The sequence below is a fragment of the Streptomyces sp. NPDC030245 genome (genome assembly GCF_055572995.1).
On record NZ_JBVICF010000004.1, the window covers coordinates 388,538 to 409,245 of the forward strand.

A 20,708-nucleotide genomic window follows, 5' to 3' on the forward strand; every position below is an offset into this window, starting at 1 on the left:
GGCCGCCGACCTGCCGCCGCGTAACGGACCGGAGATCTAGGTCCGCGGGCCCAGAGGCAGCTCGTACCAGGCGACGTCCCAGTACCGCCCGAACTTCCTGCCCACTTCCCCGTACGTCCCCACGTGCCGGAAACCGAAGCGCTCGTGCAGGCGTTCCGAGGCCTCGTTCGGCTGGGCGATCCCGGCGTAGGCGCGGTGCACGTCCTCGCCCTCCAGGGCCTCCAGGAGCGCCTTGTAGAGGAGCGTGCCGATGCCGCGGCCCGCGGCGTCCGGGGCGCAGTACACGCTGACTTCCACGGAAGTGGAGTAAGCGGGCTTCGGCCGGAAAGGACTACTGGTCGCGTATCCGAGCACTCGACCCGTGTCGCGCTCCTGAGCAACCAAGAGGCGGTGCGGGCCGTCTTCAGGGTGGGAGAGCAGCCAAGGGCGGCGCTCTTCCGGCAGGAAGGCGACGGTGTCGAAGGTGACGGCCGTCTCACGCACGTAGTGGTTGTAGAGGTCCGTCAGGGCTTCGAGATCAGCCTCGACGGCCGGTCTCACCTGCACCTCAGTACGCTCCGTCGGCATCCGGACCCCCTCCGTGGCGCGACAGGGTACTGCACTGTCAGGAAAAAAGATGCGCGGCTTGGGAATTCTGTCCGGATTCCAGTCGTTGTTTCCATCGGATGCAGGGCACCCGAGGGTGTGCCATCCACCACAGAGGCCCCAGAAAGGGCCGACCAGGACCACCATCGCAAGGGAGCACGCATGGCAACCCGTGCCGTCGCCCGTCGTAAGTCCGCCGCCTCCGGCGAGACCGACGCGGCACGCAGTGTTCGCGCCGTAGGCGGGGAGATCGCCGACCGCGACCTGGTCGGCATGTACCTCGACGAGATCGCGCGTACGCCGCTGCTCGACGCCGCCAAGGAAGTGGAGCTCTCCCAGGTCATCGAGGCGGGGGTGTATGCCCAGAAGATCCTGGACGGCGAGGTCGAGGACAGCAAGGTCACCGCGGACCGCGAGGAGCTCGAAGCCCTCGTGGCCGACGGCGAGCGCGCCAAGGACGTCTTCATCCGGTCCAACCTCCGCCTGGTCGTCGCGGTCGCCCGCCGCTATCCGCGCAGCGGCCTCCCCCTCCTCGACCTGATCCAGGAGGGGAACGCAGGCCTGGTGCGCGCCGTCGAGAAGTTCGACTACGCCAAGGGATTCAAGTTCTCCACGTACGCCACGTGGTGGATCCGCCAGGCCATCACCCGCTCCATCGCCGACCAGTCCCGCACCATCCGCCTCCCCGTCCACCTGGTGGAGGAGCTGGGCCGGATCCGCCGGGTCCAGCGCGAGTTCAACCGTGAGAACGGCCGGGATCCCGAGCCCGCCGAGATCGCCGCCGAGCTCTCCTCGACACCCGAGCGCGTCATCGACGTCCTGGACTGGGCCCGCGACCCCGTCTCGCTGAACATGGGCGTGGACGACGAGGGCGACACCCAGTTCGGCGACCTCCTGGAGGACACCTCGGCGGTCTCGCCCGAGCAGTCCGTCCTCTCGCTGCTCCGCAGCGAGGAGCTCGACGACCTGATCGGCCGCCTCGACCAGCGCACGGCCTCCATCATCAAGATGCGGTACGGCATAGACGACGGCCGCGAGCGCACGCTCACGGAGGTCGGCAAGGAGCACGGGCTGACCCGGGAGCGGATCCGGCAGATCGAGAAGCACGCGCTGCTCGAACTGAAGAAGCTGGCTCGGGACACCGGGTTCGACGCGGCGGCCTAGGCGGCCGGCCTTGGGCGGGTGCCTCAGCCTCCTGCGCCGTTTTGTTGGGGCGTCGCGCTTCGCGCGTTTTCCCCACCCGCCCGCCCTTTTGCCGGGAGCGAGTGCGTCAGGCGCTCGCTCATCGCTCTGATGCAGTCCACCAGCTCCGCCGGGCCGTGCACCGTGAAGTCGCAGTCCAGGACCGCCAGGCGGACCGCCAGCCACTCGACGGAGTCCGAGGCCCCGCAGCTCAGGCGGCAGCTGCGGTCGTCCACGGGCTCCACCGGGCCCAGGTGCGCGGGCAGCCGCGCGGTGACGAACTCCGCGGGCGCCGCGAAGACCACGTCCACGTCGTACGACTGGCGTCCTCGCCACATCGACTGGCGGATGTATTCCGCGGCGTCCCCCTTCGGCAGCTCCCGCGGCACGAACCGCGCGCCCGTGGCGAACGGATCGGCCACCCGGTCCACGCGGAACGTCCGCCAGTCCTCGCGGTCGATGTCGTACGCCACGAGGTACCAGCGCCGCCCCGTCGACACCAGGCGGTACGGCTCGGTGAGCCGGCGCGACTCCGTGCCGTCGCCCGCCCGGTAGGCGAACCGCAGCCGCTCGTGGCCGGCCGCCGCCGACGCCATCACCGTCAGCGTCTCCGGCGCGATACTCGCCCCGTCGCCGCTGGTCAGCGCCGTCGTCGCGGTCTGGAGCGCGGAGACGCGGTGGCGCAGGCGCCCCGGCAGCACCTGCTCCAGCTTGGCGAGCGCCCGCACCGACGCCTCCTCCACGCCTTCCACGGCGTGCCCCGCCCCGGCCCGCAGGCCGACCGCGATGGCCACCGCCTCCTCGTCGTCCAGGACCAGCGGCGGCATGGCCTTGCCCGCGACGAGCCGGTAGCCACCGGCCGCGCCCTGGCTGGCCCGCACCGGATAGCCGAGGTCCCGCAGCCGGTCGATGTCCCGCCGCACCGTCCGCCTGCTGACCCCGAGCCGCTCGGAGAGCTCGGCGCCGGGCCACTCGCGGGGTGTCTGGAGGAGGGAGAGGAGCTGGAAGAGACGCGCCGGAGTGTCCACACCGGCCGCCGTACCGTCCGCAGTCATGGTCGTACCGCCCGTTCTGCCGTCGTCGTGGTCCGCCGTGGCGACGCGACCCCGTGGCCGGTCGCCGTCATCGAGGTCTGCCGTGGCGACGCGACCCCGTGGCCGGTCGCCGTCATCGAGGTCTGCCGTGGCGACCTCGCACCGCCGTCCGTCGCCGTCGTGGCGGCGTCGCCCGGCGCGTCGCCGTCAACGCGTACAGCATGCCGGACAACTAGGTCACGGACTGGCCTATATGGCCCCTAGCCTTGCGGCATGACTTCACCCAGCACCGCTTCCGCCCCCGGAACACCGGCGGCCGTCGGCGACCGCCGGCGGTGGTTCGCCCTGGCCATCGTGATGACCGCCGCGTTCATGGACCTCGTCGACGTCACGATCGTCAACATCGCCATCCCGGCCATCCAGCGCGACGAGGGCGCCACGTACAGCCAGATCCAGTGGATCACCGCGGGTTACGCCCTCGCGTTCGCCGCCGGTCTCATCACCGGCGGCCGGCTCGGCGACATCCACGGCCGCAAGCGGCTCTTCCTGATAGGGATCACCGGCTTCACCGTCGCCTCGGCGCTCTGCGGCTTCGCGGTGAACCCGGAGATGCTGGTCGCCTCCCGCATCCTCCAGGGCGGCATGGCCGCGCTGATGGTGCCGCAGGTGCTCTCGATCGTGCACGCGACCTTCCCGGCCCACGAGCGCGGCAAGGTCTTCGGCCTCTTCGGCATGGTCGTCGGCCTCGGCGCGGTCTCCGGGCCGCTGCTCGGCGCGCTGCTCACCGAGTGGAACATCCTCGGCCTCGAATGGCGCCCGATCTTCCTCATCAACCTGCCGGTCGGCATCGCGGGGCTCGTCCTCGGACGGAAGTTCATCACCGAGTCGAAGGCGCCGCGCGCCCTCAAGCTCGACCTGTTCGGCGTCGTCCTGGTCACCGTCGGCCTGCTGATGCTGCTCTACCCGCTCACCCGCGGACGCGAGCTGGGCTGGCCGGTGTGGGGCCACGTCATGATGGCGGGCTCGCTCGTCGTCTTCGGCGCCCTCGTCGCGTACGAGAAGAAGAAGGCCGCCAAGGACGGCTCGCCGCTCGTCGAACTGTCGCTGTTCAAGGTGAAGAGCTTCGCCGCGGGCATCGCCGTGCAGACCGTCTTCGGCGTCACGATGGGCATCTTCTTCCTGGTCTGGACGCTCTACATGCAGGTCGGCCTCGGCTGGACCGCGCTGCGCGCCGGACTGACCGGGGTGCCGTTCTCGATCGCCGTCTCGGCGGCGGCCGGCATCTCCGTGCAGAAGCTCGTGCCCCGTTTCGGCCGCAAGGTGCTCCAGGCCGGTGCCCTCGCGATGGCCGCGGGCGTACTGATCTACATCTGGGAGGCCGGCCGGTACGGCGCGGACATCGCCCCCTGGCAGATGGTGCTCCCGCTGGTCGTGATGGGCATCGGCATGGGTCTGATCGTGGCCCCGCTGACGGACGCGGTCCTCTCGGAGGTACCGAGGGAGCACGCGGGTTCGGCCTCCGGACTCATCAACACCGTGCAGCAGATGGGCACCGCGCTCGGCCTCGGCCTGGTGTCGGTCGTCTTCTTCGGGGTGATCGACGAGCGGGTGCCGCGGGAGCGGATCCCCGCGGAGTTCGCGGACGGGTTCCAGAACGCGCTGTGGTGGGTGACGGGCGTGCTCGCCGTCATCTTCCTGGTGATGTTCGCCCTGCCGGCGAAGCCGAAGCAGCATGTCGAGGGCGGCGTGGACGAGGTCGCGCCGGACGCGACCGCTCCGCAGAAGGAGCCGGCGCTGACGCGGTGATGGGTGGTCATGCGGAGTTCCCCGCGCCGGATAGCCCTTCAGGGGCGCGGGGAACTGCGCGACCAGCCACAACCGGCCCGCAGGTCGCGAGGACACGGACCGCCCCCCTACAGAGCGCTAAAGCTCTGCCTGCGTGGCCGCCTCGTCCAAGGACTCCAGTACGGCCTTGGGGCTGCCGCCCTTGACCACCGCCTCGCCGATACGGCGACGCACCGCACTGCGGACCTCCGGCCACGATCCGAGGTTGGTCGGCTGGAACTGCGCCTGCGGCATCTGGTCGATGAAGTCCCAGAGCTGCCGGTGCTTCGGGTTCTTGCGCAGGGCGTCCGACGCGGAGCTCGTCACCGGCAGGGCGGACTGGCTTCCGCCGTACGCCAACGCGGACTTCCGGCCGTACAGGTAGCTCAGGAACGTGCCGCACTGCTCGCGCCGCCCGTTCTGCTTGAACGCCATCAGCCAGTCGTTGAGCCCCACGGGCGGTGCCGCGCCGCCGAGCTTCTTGGGGAACGGGGCGTGCGCGTAAGGGAACTTGGCCTGGTCGGCGGCGCCCATCAAAACAGGGTGGGCGATCATCATGCCGATCTTGCCGCGCAGGAACTGGGCGTACGCCTCCGTCCTCGTCAGCGACTTGGGGTCGGCGCCCGCCAGGCCGCGCGCCACGAGGTTGTCGCACAGCCAGGTGAGGGTGTCGATGTTGCTGGGGGTGGCGAAGTCGTAGCCGGTGAGACCGGCGTAGCCGCCGCCGTCCGCGAGGAGCCAGGCGAGCGCCTCGTCCTCGGCGGCCTCCGGACCGAGTTGCAGACCGTACGGCGTGGGTACGCCGATCGCCTTCAACGCCTCGGCCACCTCCCGCAGTTCGGCCCAGGAGCGGGGCGCCTTGACGCGAGCCTGCTTGAAGAGGGCCTTGTTGTAGAAGAGGCGCGGGGTGCTGGCGAGGAAGGGCAGGCCGTACTGGACGCGGTCGACCATGCCCGCCTCCGCGTAGGAGCGGATGAAGTCGCCCTCGGTACGGACGTCGAAGAGGTCGTCGGCGCCGTACAGCTTGCCGTCCTCGGCGTAGGGCGCGAAGAAGTTGGACTGCGCGATGTCGGGGGCGTCCCCGTCCTTCACGCGCCGGGCCAGGGTCTGGTCGAGCTTGGTGAACGGGACGCGTTCGAGGTGGACATCGATGTCCGGGTGGGCCTTCTTGAAGGTGCCGATGAGGCCGCCCCACTGGTCGCCGATCGAAGAACCCACGCTCTTGTCGTAGCTGGCCACGAGGAGCTTGAGCGGGGAGTCGGTCTCGGCGGAACAGGCGGTCAGGCCGAGGGTCCCGAGGGCGGTGGCGCCGAGCGCGGTGGTGCCGAGCGCGGTGGTGCCGGTGAGACCGGCCGTGTGGAGAAGGAACTTCCGACGACGCACCGTTGATTGCCACCCTCTGCTTGTCCACGCGCATCCCACGCGCATCCGACGACGGCGGATGCGCCTCTGGCGGTGGCAGATTCTGCCATACGGGCAGTAAGTGCCGATGGGGCCGTACCGGGGGACTGGCATAACCTGCCTGGCATGCCTGACATGCCTCCCGTTTCGCTCACGGAGCGACGCAAGAACGAGACCCGCCTGGACATCGCCCGTACCGCGGCGGCGCTCTTCGTGGCGGACGGGCTGCGGGCCACCCGCGCCGAGGACATCGCCCGGGCGGCGGGCGTCGCGCCCCGCACCTTCTACCGCTACTTCGCGACCAAGGAGGAGTCGGTCGCGCCGCTCTTCGTCGCGGGGGCGCAGCAGTGGGCGGAGGCGGTGCGCGGGGCGCCGGCGGAGCTGTCTGTGCCGGACGCGCTGGGGCACGCCGTCGCGGACGCGCTCGGCGCCGGCGCCGGCGGCACCGATGCCGATGCCGACGCGGTGGAGTCCCTGGACTGGGTGCGTGCGCTGCTGCGGATGTCGGCGGAGAGCCCGGCGCTGCGTTCGGTGTGGGCGGACGCGTGCCATGCGTCGGAGCAGACGCTGTTGGCGGTGCTCGCGGAGCGCGCCGGCGCATCGGTCCCGGACGTGGGGCTGGAGCTGCGGCTCGCCGCGGCCGTCGCGAGTGCGGCGGTGCGGGTGGCTGTCGAGACCTGGGCCGCGGGCGACGAATCGGCGGACGCAGCCGAGGGCCCGGCGGCGCTCGCGGCGCGCTGTCTCACGGCGCTGGACGCGTTTCCCTGGCCGTAGAGCTCGGGGCGAGCTTGGAGGCGAGCTTGCGGCACGGAGGTGCCCTCGGCGCGTCGAGCGAGGCCCGTTTGTGTCTGTCTTGCGCCCGGATCTGTTTACTTCAGGGAGATTCAGCCGTACTCTGCGAGTGAAACCACAAGCTCGGGCATTCGGCGGAGGCGAACGGACATGTACGCACCGGAGCGGCAGCAGGAGATCCTGCGGCTCGCGCGGGACGGCGGGCGGGTCGACGTCCTGTCGCTGGCCGAGGAGTTCCAGGTCACCGCCGAGACCATCCGGCGCGACCTGAAGGCGCTCGACCGGGCCGGCCTCGTCCGCCGTGTGCACGGTGGCGCGATCCCCGCCGGGCGCCTCGACTTCGAGCCGGACCTCGCCGAGCGCGAGGGCACCGCCGCCGACGAGAAGGACCGCATCGCCCGCGCTGCCCTCGCCGAACTGCCCGCCGAGGGCAGCGTCATCCTCGACGCGGGGTCGACCGTCGCGCGGCTCGCGGCGGCGCTCCCGCTGGAGTCGGCGCTCACGGTCGTCACGCACAGCCTGCCGACGGCCGCCCGCCTCGCCGACCACCCCGGCATCCAGCTCCACCTCATCGGCGGCCGGGTCCGGCAGCGTACGCGCGCGGCGGTCGACGCATGGGCCCTGCGGGCGTACGGCGAGATCCGCGCCGACGTCGCCTTCCTCGCCGCCAACGGCTTCTCCGCCGAGGCCGGGCTCACCACCCCCGACCTCGCCGAGGCCGCGGTGAAGCGGGCGGCCGTCGCAGCGGCCCGCCGTGTCGTGCTGCTCGCGGACTCCGCCAAGCACGGCCAGGAGCACTTCGCCCGCTTCGGCGACCTCGCCGACGTGGACGTGCTGATCACCGATGCCGGTCTGACCGACGCCGACACGGCCGCGATCGAGCGCGGCGGCACGGAAGTAGTACGCGCATGAGCACGGAAGCAGTCAGTACGCGCATGATCCTCACCGTCACCCCCAATCCGTCCCTCGACCGCACCTACGAGGTGCCGTCCCTCGACCGTGGCGAGGTCGTCCGCGCCACGGGCGAGCGCATGGACCCGGGCGGCAAGGGCGTCAACGTCTCGCGGGCCGTCGCGGCAGCGGGCGTGCGGACGGTCGCCGTGCTGCCGCTCGGCGGAGCGCCCGGTGCCCTCGTCGCCCAACTCCTGCGCGAGCAGGGCATCGAGGCGGCCCCGGTGCCGGTGACCGGGCAGACGCGGTCCAACATCGCGGTGGCGGAGCCGGACGGCACGCTTACGAAGATCAACGCGCCGGGGCCCGAACTGTCGGAGAGCGAGCGCGAGTTGCTGCTCACCACCGTCGGCGAGCGGTCGGCCGGTGCCGACTGGATCGCCTGCTGCGGCAGCCTGCCACGCGGCCTGCGGCCCTCCTGGTACGCGGAGTTGGTGTCCCGCGCGCACGCGGCGGGCGCCCGCATCGCCCTGGACACCTCGGGCCCCGCCCTGCTCGCCGCGCTCGCCGAACGCCCCGACATCGTCAAGCCCAACGTCGAGGAGCTCGCCGAGGCCGTGGCCCGCCCCCTGACGACGGTCGGCGACGCGGTCGAGGCGGCGGAGGAGCTGCGCGCGGCGGGCGCCCGCGCCGTCCTCGCCAGCCTGGGCGCCGACGGCCAGCTCCTGGTCGACGCGACGGGCACGTACTTCGCGAGCGCTCCCGTCGCCGCCGTGCGCAGCGACGTCGGCGCCGGCGACTCCTCCCTCGCCGGCTTCCTGATCGCCGGCGGCACGGGGCCGCGTGCGCTCGCCTCCGCCGTGGCGCACGGCGCGGCCGCGGTCCAGCTGCCGGGCAGCGCGATGCCGACGCCGTCGGACCTCGTCCCGGACGCGGTCACCGTGACGGACGACGCACCACTGTCCCGCCCCTTGACGGTCCCCGCATCCTGACGGCCCCACCCCCTCTCCTCGCCCCTCACCGACACCGACACCGGCACCGGCACCGGCACCGGCACCGGCACCGACACCGGCACCGGCACCAACACCGACACCTCCAGCCACTCCCGTCCCCCTCATCCCCTCACCCCTCCGCTCACCGCCCGACACAGGCGGCCGGGTGATACGCGTGCGAAGGAGCCCGCGATGACTCAGATGATCACCGCGGACCTGGTCGACCTCGAACTCGACCTGTCCGCCGAAACCAAGGAAGCCGCGGCCCGCTCCCTCGCCGAACGCATGGTGGCTCTCGGGCGGGTGACCGACCTGGACGGGTTCCTCGCCGATGTCGCGGCCCGTGAGGCGCAGATGCCGACCGGCCTGGACGGCGGCATCGGCATCCCGCACTGCCGCAGCGCGCACGTCACCGAGCCGACCCTCGCCTTCGGCCGCTCCGCACGCGGCATCGACTTCGGCGCGCCGGACGGCCCCGCCGACCTGATCTTCCTGATCGCGGCCCCGGCGGGCGCGGACGACGCCCACCTGACGATCCTGTCGTCACTGGCACGGCAGCTGATGGACGCGGAGTTCACGACCGCGCTGCGCTCGGCGGAGTCGGCCACGGAGGCGGCGACCCTGATCAGCGGCGAGACCCCCGAAACCGAAGCCGAAACCGAAGCCGAAGCCGAAGCTGAAGCCGAATCCGCACCCGAAGCCGAATCCGCGCCCGAAGCCGGAAGCGCCCCCGTCCAGCCGTTCCGCATCGTCGCCGTCACCTCCTGCCCCACGGGCATCGCGCACACCTACATGGCCGCGGAGTCCCTCGAAAACGCGGCTCGCGACGTCGGCGTGGAGATCACCGTCGAGACGCAGGGGTCGGCCGGCTTCACCCGACTCGACCCCGAGGTCATCGCCGCCGCGGACGGCGTCGTCTTCGCGCACGACGTCCCCGTACGCGACAAGGACCGCTTCGCCGGAAAGCCCACCGTCGACGTGGGAGTGAAGGCCGGCATCAACCGCCCCGCCGAACTCATCGCGGAGGTACGGGAGAAGGCCGCCCGTGGCGACACGACCGCCCCCGCGGGCCCCTCGCCCGTCGACAACGCCGGGGACAGCGGCGACGGCTACGGCACCAAGCTCCGCAAGTGGCTGATGTCCGGCGTCAGTTACATGGTCCCCTTCGTCGCCGCGGGCGGCCTCCTGATCGCCCTCGGCTTCGCCATCGGCGGCTGGAAGATCGACAAGGCGCCGTCCGTCGCCGAGCACTTCGCCTGGACGGACCACACCAGCTGGGCCGCGCTGCTCTTCCAGATCGGCGGCCTCGCCTTCGCCTTCCTGGTCCCGGTCCTCGCGGGCTACATCGCGTACGGAATGGCCGACCGGCCGGGCCTGGTCCCCGGCTTCGTCGGCGGTTCCGTCGCCGTCAATATCAACGCCGGCTTCCTCGGCGGCCTCGCCGCGGGCCTGATCGCGGGCGCCGTCGTCATGGGCATCCAGCGGGTGCGCATCCCGGCCGTGCTGCGCGGCATCATGCCGGTCGTGGTGATCCCGCTGATCTCCTCGGCGGTGGTCGGCTTCCTGATGTTCCTCGTCGTCGGCAAGCCCATCGCCTCGCTGCAAAACGCGCTGACCGACTGGCTGGAAGGCCTCTCCGGAGCCAACGCGGTCATCCTGGGCGTCATCCTCGGCCTGATGATGTGCTTCGACCTCGGCGGCCCGCTGAACAAGGTGGCGTACGCCTTCGCCGTCGGCGGCCTCGCCCACCCGACCGACGGGAGCCTCAAGGTCATGGCCGCGGTAATGGCGGCCGGCATGGTCCCGCCGCTCGCCATGGCGCTCGCCACGACGGTCCGCGGCCGTCTCTTCACCAAGACCGAACGGGAGAACGGCAAGGCCGCCTGGTTCCTCGGCGCCTCCTTCATCACGGAGGGCGCTATTCCGTTCGCGGCGGCCGACCCGTTGCGCGTCATCCCCGCGTCCATGGCGGGCGGCGCGGTCACCGGAGCCCTGTCGATGGCGTTCGGCTGCACGCTGCGCGCCCCGCACGGCGGTGTCTTCGTCGTCCCGCTGATCGGCCAACCCCTGCTCTACCTGGTCGCCGTCGCTGCCGGTGTCTGTGTGTCGACGGCCGTGGTCGTCCTGCTGAAGGGCGCCAGGAAGACGACGGCTTCGGGTCCGGCCGACGAGAGCGCGTCCGCGGAGAAGCGGGTGGCGGCGACGGTCTGAAGGGCCCAACAGGGCAATGGGTCCCGGAGTGTGCGAGTTGCGTCACTTCGGGACCTAAGTCCTATTACCCCCTGTCGAAAGACCCCACCCCTGTTGTCTACTGGGCCGCATGCTCCAGGATGTCTCGATCGTTCAGCAGATAGGCGTGGCCGTGCTCGCCGCGGCCACCGTCGTCTGGGCCGTCGGCCTGGTGCGGATGATGCGCAAGGACCGCTTCGACGCGGAGGCACCGCACCGCGCTCCCTCGCTCGGCACCCCTTCGGTCGGCGCCCCTTCGCTCAACGGCCCCTCTCTACGCGGTCCCTCGCTCCGCGCGCTGCCGGCCCAGCAGGGCCCGCCGCGCGCGGAGGCCGTGGAGCTCACGCCGGACGAGCGGGACGCCTTCGCCGTCCTCGTACGGCACTTCGGCGACGGCCGCTCCTAGGGCGTGCGTCAAACCCAGACCCTAGGAGGCCGGACTGTTCCGCCTCCGCGCCGTCCAGTCGCGGGCCCTGCGCTCCATCGCGGCGCGGGCCGCCTCCTCGCTGTCGTACACCTCGCACATGTGCCGGCCGTCGGGCGTGAGCGTGTGCTCGACCTCCCACAGGCTGATCTCGCCGCCGTCGAAAAGCAGGAACGCGTGCTCGTAGAGCGAGAAGGACGTGCGGATCTCACCGGTCAGGCAGGGGCGGCCGAAGGCCTGGGTGATCTGGTGCGCGAACGCCGCGCGCAGCAGCCGTGCCACGCTCTCGTCGGGGCGGTCGCCGTCCGGGTTCTCCGCGCGGCGCAGGAGCCGGCGCGCGTGGTCCGCGGAGTCGTCCGGAGCGTACGTGTGGCGGGGCTCGGAGTCGGCCGGGAACTGGAGCGCGACGGGCCGGCCGCACGCCGGCGGGTCGGGCGGCAGCGGCAGCCGTGAGGTGGCGATGCCGGCCTCTTCCTCGTCCGCGTAGACCTCGTGGGTCGGGGCGCTGCCCGGCGCGGTGTTGTGGACGAGCTCCCAGAGGGTCAGCACGGAGGCGTCGGCGAGCAGCCACGTGTGTCTGTATGTCTCGCGGTGCAGCCCCGAACTGTGGTGCGCGGAGTGCAGGGAGCTGTCGTGGGCGAGGGCCGAGCCCAGGCGGGCCAGGACCTCGTCCGGCAGGTCGAAGGAGTTCAGGGCACGGCCGAGGAGTCGCTCGAGGTGCTCCTCCGGAGAGTGTGGCTCGGGCGACTCGGGTGGCTCGTACGCAGTGTCGTACGGAACGCTCAAGGCTTGCTCCCGGCGTTGCTACATGTCACCTGGTGAGTGCATACCGTAGCCCCTGGGTCCGACATCATGCCCGGGAACGGGAAAACGCGCGAGCAAGATGCCCGGGATCAGGAAAACGGGCGGGCCGCCCGGGAAGTTCCCGCGCGCCCCGCCCAGTTGGCGCTGCTGTGCGTGCGTCAGGTGTGACGCGTCGGCTGTGGGTGCGTCAGCTCGCGCTGCCGGCCGTCCACTCGCTCCAGGACATGTTCCAGCCGTTGAGGCCGTTGTCCGGGGCGATCGTCTTGTCGGGGGAGCCGGTGACCGACACGACGTCGCCGATCAGGGAGTTGTTGTAGAACCAGGCACCCATGGTGTTCGGGTCGCCCGCGCCGCGCGCGTCCTGGAGGCCGACACAGCCGTGGCTGGTGTTGGCGCTGCCGAAGATCGACGGCGAGCCCCAGTAGTTGCCGTGGATGAAGGTGCCCGACGTGGACAGGCGCATGGCGTGCGGCACGTCCTTGATGTCGTACTCACCGCCGAAGCCGACCGTGTCGCCGTTCATCCGGGTCTGGGTGAACTTCTCCGAGATGACCATCTTGCCGTTGTACGTCGGGTTCGACGGGCTTCCCGCGGAGATCGGGATGGTCTTGATGACCTTGCCGTCCCGCTCGACCGTCATCTTCTTGGCCTTGACGTCGACGGTGGAGACCTGCGCGCGGCCGACGGTGAAGGTGACCGTCTTGTGCTGCACGCCGGTGATGCCGTTCCCGCCCTTCACGCCGTCCAGGTTGATCTTCATGGTGACCTTGGAGCCGGCCTTCCAGTACTCCTCGGGCCGGAAGTCCAGGCGCTGGTTGCCGAACCAGTGGCCGACGACCTTCTGGCCGCTGCTCGACGACACGGTGATGTTGGACTGGACGTCCTTCTTCTCCGTGATCGGCTTGTCGAAGTTGAAGGAGACCGGCATGCCGACGCCGACCGTGGTGCCGCCGTCGGGCGTGTAGCTGCCGATGAAGCTGTTGGCCGAGGAGACGGTGGTGAACGTCGCGTTCTCCGTCGCCGCGTTGCCCTTCGGGTCCTTGGCGTTGGCGGTCACCTTGTACTTCGTGCCGCGCTCCAGCTGGGCCTTGGGCTTCCAGCTGGTGCCGTCGCTCGAGATGGTGCCCTCGACCGCGGCGCCGGACGTCACCGACGTCATCTTCACGCTCGTCAGCTTGCCGCCCTTGACCTTCACACCGGTGGCGTTGATCGAGGCGTCGGTGGCGCCGTCCTTGGACGAGATGGTGATGTCCGCGCCCTTGGCGGCCGCCGAGTTTCCGCTCTTCTTGTCGTCGTTGGCGTCGGCGTCGCCGCCGCAGGCCGTGAGGGTCAGCGCGCCCACAGCGGCGAGCGCGGTGGCGGCCAGCAGGGCACGGCGCCGGGGGTTGACTATGACCGACCTTGTCACGGGCTGCTCCAAGTACGTTTTCTGATCAAGTTACGTGTTCTGATCCAGTACGGGTTAAGAGCGTTCCTGTGCGCGGATAGGTTCCCTCCGGTCAGTGTGAGAGTGAGCACACTCGGTGAGCCCAACAGGCGGCGCTGTGGGGCCTTTTGGGGCTCTTTGGGCTATTTCCCGGAGGGCTCGTAGAGGTCGACGTACGCGGGGAAGGTGCCGCCAGGCGTCTTCACGGAATGGGCCGCGAGCAGCGCCCGCGTGATCGCCGCCGTCACCACGTCCGCGCCCGCTGCGAGGATCTCGTTGAGGGCGAGCGGCTTCTCGGCGGGCAGGGCGTGCTCCCCGGTGGCGAGGGCGAAGACCGTGTCCCCGTCGTTGAGGAGATGCACGGGCCGGACCGCGCGCGCCATACCGTCGTGCGAGGTGCCGGCCAGCTTCTGCGCCTGCGCCTTGGTGAGTTCGGCGTCGGTGGCGACCACGGCGAGCGTGGTGTTCAGCGGTGGCGTGCCGTTCTCCGCGGCGGCCTCGGCGAGGCGCCGCCGCGCCTCCTCGTGCACCTCGGGCGCGGGATAACGCACCGGCCGCCCCTCGAAGTACCGCCCGTACAGCACCCCCGTCCCCGGATCGATCCCCGACCCCGCGGCGTTCGCCACGACCAGCGCGGCGACCGTGATCCCCGAGCCGAGCCGGACGCTCGCGCTGCCGACACCGCCCTTGACACTCCCGACCACCGCGCCGGTGCCCGCCCCCACGCTCCCCTCCACGACAGCGGTGAACGGCTCGGTGCGCGCCGCGTCCTCGACGGCCGCCCGGCCGGTCGCCGCGTCCGGGCGGGCCTTGAAGTCGCCGCCCCGGCCCAGGTCGAAGACGCAGGCCGCCGGGACGACGGGCACGACGTGGGAGGGATCGGGGCCCACCCGCACCCCCCGCCCCCGCTCCTCCAGCCACGCCACCACCCCGGCCGCGGCGTCCAGGCCGTAAGCACTGCCGCCGGTGAGGACGACGGCCTCGACGCGCCGCACCACATTGCGCGGATCGAGAGCGTCCGTCTCCCGGGTGCCGGGCCCGCCACCGCGCACGTCCACGGCGGCGACCGCCCCGCCCTCGGGGGCCAGGACCACGGTCGTGCCGGTCAGCCACCCGTCGCCCACCCGTGTGGCATGGCCGACGCGGAGCCCCGCGACATCTGTCAGGGAGTCAGTAGTCATGCCCCGATGCGTACCACGCGCCGCCTCTCATGAGCTCCGCCCCGCACGCGTGGTGAGCGTCACCCCCGTCGCGACCGTCGCCGCCGTCACGAGCCCGGCCACCAGCACCGCCCAGCGGCCCGCGAACGTACTCGCGAGCACCGCCAACGTACTGACCGGCAACACCAGTTGCTGCGCCGTCCCCACCTTGTAGTAGCGCGAGTGCAGCGCCCACACGGTGAACAGATAGAGCGCCGTCGGCACGGTCACCGCGGCGGACGCGGCCGACGTCGAGATGTGCGCCTTGCCGACGGCCTGCTCGACCGCCACCTCGATCCCGGCACCGATCGCCGCGGCCGAGCCGAGGATCACGTAATGGCCGTAACCCCACAGGAACGCCTGCCGGTTGCCGGCCAGCCGCCCGTGGATGGGCACCACGAAATAGATCCACCACGCGGCGAAGACGATGAGGAGGCCGCCCGCGGCGATGGGCAGCAGCTCGTCCAGCGCGTCGTTCTCCTCGATCCCCGACTTCACGGCGACGGTCGCCGCCGCGATGGTCTCGCCGAGCACGATGATGGTGAACAGGCCGTACCGCTCGGAGATGTGGTGCGGGTGCCAGGCCGTCGTGTACGAGCGCTCCGCGATCACCGGCACGCACAGCTCCGCCACCGCCATCACGAGGAACAGCCAGGGCCGGGCGCCCTCCGGCAGGAACAGCAGCCCCGACCAGCCGACCTGGCAGAGCAGCACACCGCACGCGTACCGCAGGGCCGTGCCGCGCTCGGCACCCGTCGCCGCCCCGGCCACCCGCAGCCACTGCGTGGTGAGCGCGATCCGCATGATCAGGTAGCCGAGCCAGACCAGGAGGAAGTCGTGCTCGTCGAAGGCCTTGGAGACCCCGGCGGCGAAGACGAGCACACCGGCGATCTGGACCAGCGTGACCACGCGGTACAGCACGTCGTCGTTGTCGTACGCCGAGGCGAACCACGAGAAGTTGACCCACGCCCAGAACAGCGCGAAGAAGACCATCGCGTAGTTGAGGACGCCCTCGCCCGCGTGCCCCTCGGCGACGGCGTGCACCAGCTCGGCGCCGGCCTGCGCGACTGCCACGACGAAGCAGAGGTCGAAGAAGAGCTCCAGCGGTGTCGCGGCGCGGTGCTCCTCGTCGCGCCCGCGGGGCAGGAGCGGCCGCAGCGGCTTCGGGGCGGCGGGCGGCCCGGTGTGCGGCGGGGGCGAGGGAGAAGTGGAGGTCATCCCTCCACAACAGCAGAACGGGTACGCCGGACCGGGCCGCTGCGGCGCGCGGCACGGCGCTGCCACCCGGGCGCCGCAGCGCCCGGGGCCCGAAGCCCTGCCGGCGCCTTACCGCCCCGGCAGATCCATCACCGACCGGGAGCCGCCGGGCCGCCGCAAGGCCGGCTGATCCGGGCGGCCTGGTCCGGCCGACGTACTCTGGAGGCATGAGTACCGCCCCCGCCCCCGAACCGCGCGATCCGGACGAGGAACCGCGCGATCCGGACGAGCCGAAGCCCAAGGCGAAGCACAAGCTGGTCTTCGACGACCCGCTGTCGCAGCAGTCCTCGGACGACACGGACCGAGGGTGGGGCGAGCGGGCCGAGACCGGCGGCGACAGCGCCGCCGACCTGGCGCGCTTCCTCGACGAGAAGCCGCCGCACCACCTCTGAGCCCACCGTCTCTGAGCCCACTGCCTCTGAGCCCACCACCTGCGGACCCGCGCTACTCCTCGCGGTGCCCCGAGCCGCGCTGCGCCACCAGGGCGTCGCGGATCTCCTTGAGCACCTCCAGCTCGGTGACCTCGATGACCTCCTTCGTGCCCTCCCTCTCGGCCCGCTTGGCCGCGACCCGCGCGAGGTACTTGGCCATCGGCAGCACCATCAGGAAGTACACGACGGCCGCGGTGATCACGAAGCTGAGGACCGCGCTGAGCACGGAACCCCACATGATCGGGATTCCCTTGGTGACCTCGCCCGCGGCGTTCACCTCGCACGGAGCCTTCAGGCACGAGCTGTAGTGATCGAGGTCCTTCGTCCCGAAGGCGCCGACCAGCGGGTTGATGACACCCTTGACCACCGAGTTCACGATGTTCGTGAACGCGGCGCCGATGACCACCGCGACCGCCAGGTCGACGACGTTGCCGCGCATCAGGAAGGCCTTGAAGCCCTCCCAGACGCCCGGTTCCTTCTTCTCGCTCACCACGAGGCCTTTCGTTGCATGTGCGGGTTGCTGGACAAACAACTTCGCAACCTACGTGAGGCCATGGCGGACCTGTCCAATCGTCCCGCACGAATGAGTTACTTGACAGGCTGTCAGTGCGATCGTGAACGTTCCGCTTCATGGCAGGGTCACCGCGAGACGCGTGCTCGCCCCGGCCCCGGCCAGCCGCGCCGCCGTGTCCCTGGGAACGGAGAACACCACCAGCGCACCGCTCTCGGCAGCGCCTTCCCCCGAGCTTCCCGGATCGGGCACCTCGGTCACCCGCGCTCCCGCCGCCACCACACGCGGTTTCCCCTCGCCGGGCGACCCCTCGGCGGCGACCACATCCACCCGGTCGCCGGGACGCAACAGCCGCGCCGCCTCCGCGTCCGCGATCCGCACGGGCGCCGCCACAGTGGGCCCGACCGCTCCCGCCGCTCCCGCCGCCTCCACCGGCTCCGCGGCGGACGCGGTCTCCTGCGGCCGGGCCGCGTCGCGCGGTGCCGTGGCCGCGAGGGCGGCGGCGGTCATCGCGAGCCCCACGGCCATCGCCCGACGTCTGTGCCGCAGCAGCCGGCGCAGCCGCGGGTGGCCGCCGCGCACCCGCACGGGCGGGAAGTGGGGGACCGGGTGTCCGTCTGCCGGTCGGGTCTGAGGAGGTACGTGCGTCACGACAACCACCGCCTGCGGTGCGAGGAGCTGTGCTTCCGCTCCCACGATGCAGGCCCGCGCCGATCCTCGCTGAGCCCCGTGGACTACTCACCGGTTGTGGACAATTCCCTCACCCGAAGGGGGAGTTCCACAACGTGTCGCCAGCCGTGCGGCCCAAGAACGTGTCGCCGACCGGGCGGCCCAAGAACGTGTCGCCGGCCGGTCGGGCCAAGCCCCTCACGGCAGCCGGATCCCCGGATCCACCCCGCCCAACGCCCCCGCGCACCCGCACTCCCGCCCCCCGTCGCCCCGCGGCAGCCCCGCCACCGCGTCGAACAGCACGTCCCGCAGCCGGTCCACATTGGCCGCGAAGACCCGCAGGACCTCGTCGTGCGAGACGCCCTCGCCGGTCTCCGCGCCCGCGTCCAGATCGGTGACGAGCGTCAGCGACGTGTAACAGAGCTCCAGTTCGCGGGCGAGCGCCGCCTCGGGGTGGCCGGTCATGCCCACCACCGCCCAGCCCTGCTCCGCGTACCAGCGTGATTCCGCCCGGGTCGAGAAGCGCGGCCCCTCGACCACGACCAGCGTCCCGCCGTCCACCGGCTCCCAGGCGCGGCCGCGGGCGGCCCTGAGCGCGGCTCCGCGGCCCGCGGGGCAGTACGGGTCGGCGAGCGAGACGTGCACGACGTTCGGCACGCTGCCGTCGGGCAGCGGTACGCCGTCGAAGTACGTCTGCGCACGCGTCAGGGTGCGGTCCACGAGCTGATCGGGCACCAGGAGGGTGCCCGGCCCGTACTCGGGGCGCAGGCCGCCGACCGCGCACGGCCCGAGCACCTGCCGTACGCCGACGGAGCGCAGTGCCCAGAGGTTGGCGCGGTAGTTGATGCGGTGCGGCGGCAGGTGGTGGCCGCGGCCGTGCCGGGGCAGGAAGGCGACGCGCCGCCCGGCGACCTCACCGAGGAAGAGGGAGTCGCTCGGGGCTCCGTAGGGAGTGTCGACCCGCGTCTCGGTCACGTCGTCCAGGAAGGAGTAGAAGCCGGAGCCGCCGATCACGCCGATCTCGGCCCGCGCGCCGCTCGCCTCCGCCGTGTGCACCATGGCCCGCACAGTAGCCGGGCGGGCACACGCCGACGACCCCGCCGTCACGGGACGGCGGGGTCACACGGAAGAAACAGAAGAACCTGCGGGAAGTCCTACGCGGCCGAGCTCGACGCGGACGCCGAGGAGGAGCCGGACGACTTGGAGTCCGAGGACGAGGAGGACGACGAAGACGACGAAGCCTTCGAGGCCGAGGAGTCGGACGACGACGCCGACTTCGACGACGCGTTCGCCGGGGTGCTGCTCGACGACGAACCGCGGCTGTCGTTGCGGTAGAAGCCGGAGCCCTTGAAGACGATGCCGACCGCCGAGAACACCTTCTTGAGGCGTCCGTCGCAGTTGGGGCATACGGTCAGGGCGTCATCGGTGAACTTCTGCACCGCCTCGAGGCCCTCGCCGCACTCGGTGCACTGGTACTGGTACGTCGGCACTTGCTTCCTCCTGGCACTCTCACTCGATGAGTGCTAACGACGGTCCATAGTGACGTATTCCGCGGGATCAGTCCACTGACACCGGCACGCGGTGACCGACGCCACGTGCCACGGTGCGGCCCGGGGTCTTGGGGGCGAGCCGCGAGCGCAGCGTCACGAGGACCACGAGGGCCAGCGCCGTGCCGCCCAGCGGGACCAGGAATCCGGCCCCGTCCCAGAGGCGGTCCTCCAGCTGTCCGGCGACCGTGACGGCCGCCGCCTGCCCGAGCGCGACCGCGCCGGTCAGCCAGGTGAAGGCCTCCGTGCGGCCGGTCGGCGCGACCAGCTTGTCGACCAGCGTGTAGCCGGTGATCAGCGCGGGCGCGATGCAGACGCCGACCAGCAGGCCGAGGCCGGCGAGCAGCGGCACGGAGTGCGCGGCCCACAGTCCGGAGGCCATCAGGGTCAGTGCCGCGTATCCGACGAGGAGCCGGCGCTGCGGCGAGATCTTCCAGGCGATGGCACCGCAGGCGACACCGGAGAGCATGTTGCCCGCCGCGAACGTGCCGTACAGGACGCCGTTCAGGCCGGGCTCGCCGATCGACTCGGTGAAGGCGGCCAGCGAGACCTGCATGCCGCCGAAGACGGCGCCGATCCCGAGGAAGGTGACGATCAGGACCCGCACTCCGGGGATGCGGAGCGCCGAGACGTGCTCCACGCGCGCGTGGGCGTCGTCGTGTGCGGACGGCTTCGGCTGGGTGCTCTTCTGCGCGGCGAAGAGCAGACCGCCCACCAGGGTGAGCCCGGCCTCGGTGAGGAGACCCGCGGAGGGCGAGATACCGGTGCACAGGGCGGTGGCGAGGAGGGGGCCGAGGACGAAGGTCAGCTCGTCGGTGACCGACTCGAAGGCGGCCGCGGTGGTGGCCAGGGGGGTGCCCTGGAGCTTGACGCCCCAGCGGGCCCGCACCATGGGGCCGATCTGCGGCGTCGACGCGCCCGCGGGCACGGCGGCCACGAAGAGCGCCCACAAGGGGGCGTCGGAGAGCGCGAGGACCGTCAGCGTGACGACGGACGCGGAGTGGACGAGCACGCCGGGCAGCAGGACGGCGCGCTGCCCGAACCGGTCGGCGAGCTTGCCGCTGAAGGGGGCGAAGAGCGCCATGGAGACGCCGGTGACGGCCGAGACGGCGCCCGCGGCACCGTACGAGCCGGTGGTGTGCTGCACCAGCAGGACGATGGAGATGGTCAGCATCGCGAACGGCTGTCGCGCCGCGAAGCCGGGGAGCAGGAACGTCCATGCGCGAGGGGTGCGCAGGAGCTGTCCGTAACCCGGGCGGGATTCGGTGACCGTGGATGCCACGGCCCGTGCCTTTCTGCCGCCTGGTAGCGGTCGCCCTGGTGGGGCGACGACGCCGAGAGCTGTCCTCTTGCGCGGAACTGCGGTAGATGCCGGGCTCCACTGCGGGGGTGCCTCGGCCGCCATACGGTCGCGCCAGCTCTGCTTCAGGCAGAGTTGGTTCGATCTGGTGCCTTTATCGTACAGGGGAACGTCCCATCAGCCCCTGTATTCGCAGCCGATGAGACCCCC

General features: G+C 71.5%; 20 protein-coding genes. 8 read left to right on the forward strand and 12 right to left on the reverse strand.

The window, feature by feature from the left end:
* Nucleotides 1–36: 36 nt before the first annotated feature.
* Nucleotides 37–567 (reverse strand): GNAT family N-acetyltransferase, encoded by a 531-nt coding sequence (locus ACZ4Z4_RS13750; RefSeq protein ID WP_468326547.1) that lies wholly within the window; start codon nucleotides 565–567, stop codon nucleotides 37–39.
* A 180-nt stretch (nucleotides 568–747) separates the two neighbouring features.
* On the opposite strand from ACZ4Z4_RS13750, the gene ACZ4Z4_RS13755 reads away from it, so the two are divergent.
* The gene (locus ACZ4Z4_RS13755; RefSeq protein WP_468326548.1) at nucleotides 748–1,749 is read left to right on the forward strand and encodes a sigma-70 family RNA polymerase sigma factor; all 1,002 of its coding nucleotides are present in this window, start codon (nucleotides 748–750) and stop codon (nucleotides 1,747–1,749) included.
* A gap of 23 nt (nucleotides 1,750–1,772) precedes the next feature.
* Here ACZ4Z4_RS13755 and ACZ4Z4_RS13760 read toward each other — a convergent pair whose 3' ends face one another.
* Nucleotides 1,773–2,822: a helix-turn-helix transcriptional regulator gene (locus ACZ4Z4_RS13760; protein WP_468326550.1), complete on the reverse strand. Its 1,050-nt coding sequence runs from the start codon at nucleotides 2,820–2,822 to the stop codon at nucleotides 1,773–1,775.
* Between the two features lie 252 nt (nucleotides 2,823–3,074).
* Between ACZ4Z4_RS13760 and ACZ4Z4_RS13765 the strand changes: the two genes are divergently transcribed.
* Entirely contained in the window at nucleotides 3,075–4,607 is a 1,533-nt protein-coding gene (locus ACZ4Z4_RS13765; RefSeq protein WP_468326551.1) for an MFS transporter, read from the forward strand.
* Between the two features lie 117 nt (nucleotides 4,608–4,724).
* Here the strand turns inward: ACZ4Z4_RS13765 and ACZ4Z4_RS13770 are convergent, their stop codons facing one another.
* On the reverse strand, nucleotides 4,725–6,008 hold the full coding sequence (locus tag ACZ4Z4_RS13770; protein WP_468326553.1) for an extracellular solute-binding protein: 1,284 nt from the start codon (nucleotides 6,006–6,008) through the stop codon (nucleotides 4,725–4,727).
* 144 nt (nucleotides 6,009–6,152) lie between these two features.
* Here ACZ4Z4_RS13770 and ACZ4Z4_RS13775 point away from each other — a divergent pair, with 144 nt between their 5' ends.
* The 5 genes from ACZ4Z4_RS13775 (at nucleotide 6,153) to ACZ4Z4_RS13795 (ending at nucleotide 11,336) form a co-directional block, all read left to right on the forward strand.
* Complete coding sequence (locus ACZ4Z4_RS13775) at nucleotides 6,153–6,800, forward strand: TetR/AcrR family transcriptional regulator (RefSeq protein ID WP_468326555.1); 648 nt, start codon at nucleotides 6,153–6,155, stop codon at nucleotides 6,798–6,800.
* A 168-nt stretch (nucleotides 6,801–6,968) separates the two neighbouring features.
* Nucleotides 6,969–7,730 carry a DeoR/GlpR family DNA-binding transcription regulator gene (locus tag ACZ4Z4_RS13780; protein WP_468326557.1) on the forward strand — a complete coding sequence of 254 codons (762 nt, stop codon included), beginning with the start codon at nucleotides 6,969–6,971 and terminating at the stop codon, nucleotides 7,728–7,730.
* Between the two features lie 23 nt (nucleotides 7,731–7,753).
* Nucleotides 7,754–8,701 (forward strand): 1-phosphofructokinase, encoded by a 948-nt coding sequence (pfkB, locus tag ACZ4Z4_RS13785; protein ID WP_468326882.1) that lies wholly within the window; start codon nucleotides 7,754–7,756, stop codon nucleotides 8,699–8,701.
* A gap of 192 nt (nucleotides 8,702–8,893) precedes the next feature.
* Nucleotides 8,894–10,912, forward strand: a complete 2,019-nt coding sequence (locus ACZ4Z4_RS13790; RefSeq protein WP_468326558.1) for a PTS fructose transporter subunit IIABC — start codon at nucleotides 8,894–8,896, stop codon at nucleotides 10,910–10,912.
* A gap of 109 nt (nucleotides 10,913–11,021) precedes the next feature.
* Complete coding sequence (locus ACZ4Z4_RS13795; RefSeq protein WP_468326560.1) at nucleotides 11,022–11,336, forward strand: hypothetical protein; 315 nt, start codon at nucleotides 11,022–11,024, stop codon at nucleotides 11,334–11,336.
* 21 nt (nucleotides 11,337–11,357) lie between these two features.
* Here ACZ4Z4_RS13795 and ACZ4Z4_RS13800 read toward each other — a convergent pair whose 3' ends face one another.
* From ACZ4Z4_RS13800 to ACZ4Z4_RS13815, 4 genes are all read right to left on the reverse strand, one after another.
* Nucleotides 11,358–12,140 carry a DUF6227 family protein gene (locus ACZ4Z4_RS13800; protein WP_468326562.1) on the reverse strand — a complete coding sequence of 261 codons (783 nt, stop codon included), beginning with the start codon at nucleotides 12,138–12,140 and terminating at the stop codon, nucleotides 11,358–11,360.
* 205 nt (nucleotides 12,141–12,345) lie between these two features.
* The gene (locus ACZ4Z4_RS13805) at nucleotides 12,346–13,551 is read right to left on the reverse strand and encodes a L,D-transpeptidase (protein ID WP_468326884.1); all 1,206 of its coding nucleotides are present in this window, start codon (nucleotides 13,549–13,551) and stop codon (nucleotides 12,346–12,348) included.
* 176 nt (nucleotides 13,552–13,727) lie between these two features.
* A complete protein-coding gene (locus tag ACZ4Z4_RS13810; protein WP_468326564.1) occupies nucleotides 13,728–14,765 on the reverse strand; it encodes a P1 family peptidase in 1,038 nt (345 codons plus the stop codon).
* Between the two features lie 27 nt (nucleotides 14,766–14,792).
* Nucleotides 14,793–16,001 (reverse strand): low temperature requirement protein A, encoded by a 1,209-nt coding sequence (locus tag ACZ4Z4_RS13815; protein ID WP_468326566.1) that lies wholly within the window; start codon nucleotides 15,999–16,001, stop codon nucleotides 14,793–14,795.
* A 206-nt stretch (nucleotides 16,002–16,207) separates the two neighbouring features.
* Between ACZ4Z4_RS13815 and ACZ4Z4_RS13820 the strand changes: the two genes are divergently transcribed.
* The gene (locus ACZ4Z4_RS13820) at nucleotides 16,208–16,432 is read left to right on the forward strand and encodes a hypothetical protein (RefSeq protein ID WP_468326567.1); all 225 of its coding nucleotides are present in this window, start codon (nucleotides 16,208–16,210) and stop codon (nucleotides 16,430–16,432) included.
* Between the two features lie 52 nt (nucleotides 16,433–16,484).
* Here the strand turns inward: ACZ4Z4_RS13820 and mscL are convergent, their stop codons facing one another.
* The 5 genes from mscL to ACZ4Z4_RS13845 all read right to left on the reverse strand — a co-directional run bounded on the left by mscL (nucleotide 16,485) and on the right by ACZ4Z4_RS13845 (nucleotide 20,480).
* Complete coding sequence (gene mscL / locus ACZ4Z4_RS13825; RefSeq protein ID WP_468326569.1) at nucleotides 16,485–16,961, reverse strand: large conductance mechanosensitive channel protein MscL; 477 nt, start codon at nucleotides 16,959–16,961, stop codon at nucleotides 16,485–16,487.
* Between the two features lie 138 nt (nucleotides 16,962–17,099).
* Nucleotides 17,100–17,633: a hypothetical protein gene (locus ACZ4Z4_RS13830; protein WP_468326570.1), complete on the reverse strand. Its 534-nt coding sequence runs from the start codon at nucleotides 17,631–17,633 to the stop codon at nucleotides 17,100–17,102.
* Between the two features lie 216 nt (nucleotides 17,634–17,849).
* Complete coding sequence (locus ACZ4Z4_RS13835) at nucleotides 17,850–18,710, reverse strand: S-methyl-5'-thioadenosine phosphorylase (protein ID WP_468326572.1); 861 nt, start codon at nucleotides 18,708–18,710, stop codon at nucleotides 17,850–17,852.
* Nucleotides 18,711–18,805: 95 nt separating this feature from the next.
* Nucleotides 18,806–19,141 (reverse strand): FmdB family zinc ribbon protein, encoded by a 336-nt coding sequence (locus ACZ4Z4_RS13840; RefSeq protein ID WP_468326573.1) that lies wholly within the window; start codon nucleotides 19,139–19,141, stop codon nucleotides 18,806–18,808.
* A gap of 67 nt (nucleotides 19,142–19,208) precedes the next feature.
* Nucleotides 19,209–20,480 carry an MFS transporter gene (locus ACZ4Z4_RS13845; RefSeq protein WP_468326575.1) on the reverse strand — a complete coding sequence of 424 codons (1,272 nt, stop codon included), beginning with the start codon at nucleotides 20,478–20,480 and terminating at the stop codon, nucleotides 19,209–19,211.
* Between the last annotated feature and the right edge of the window lie 228 nt (nucleotides 20,481–20,708).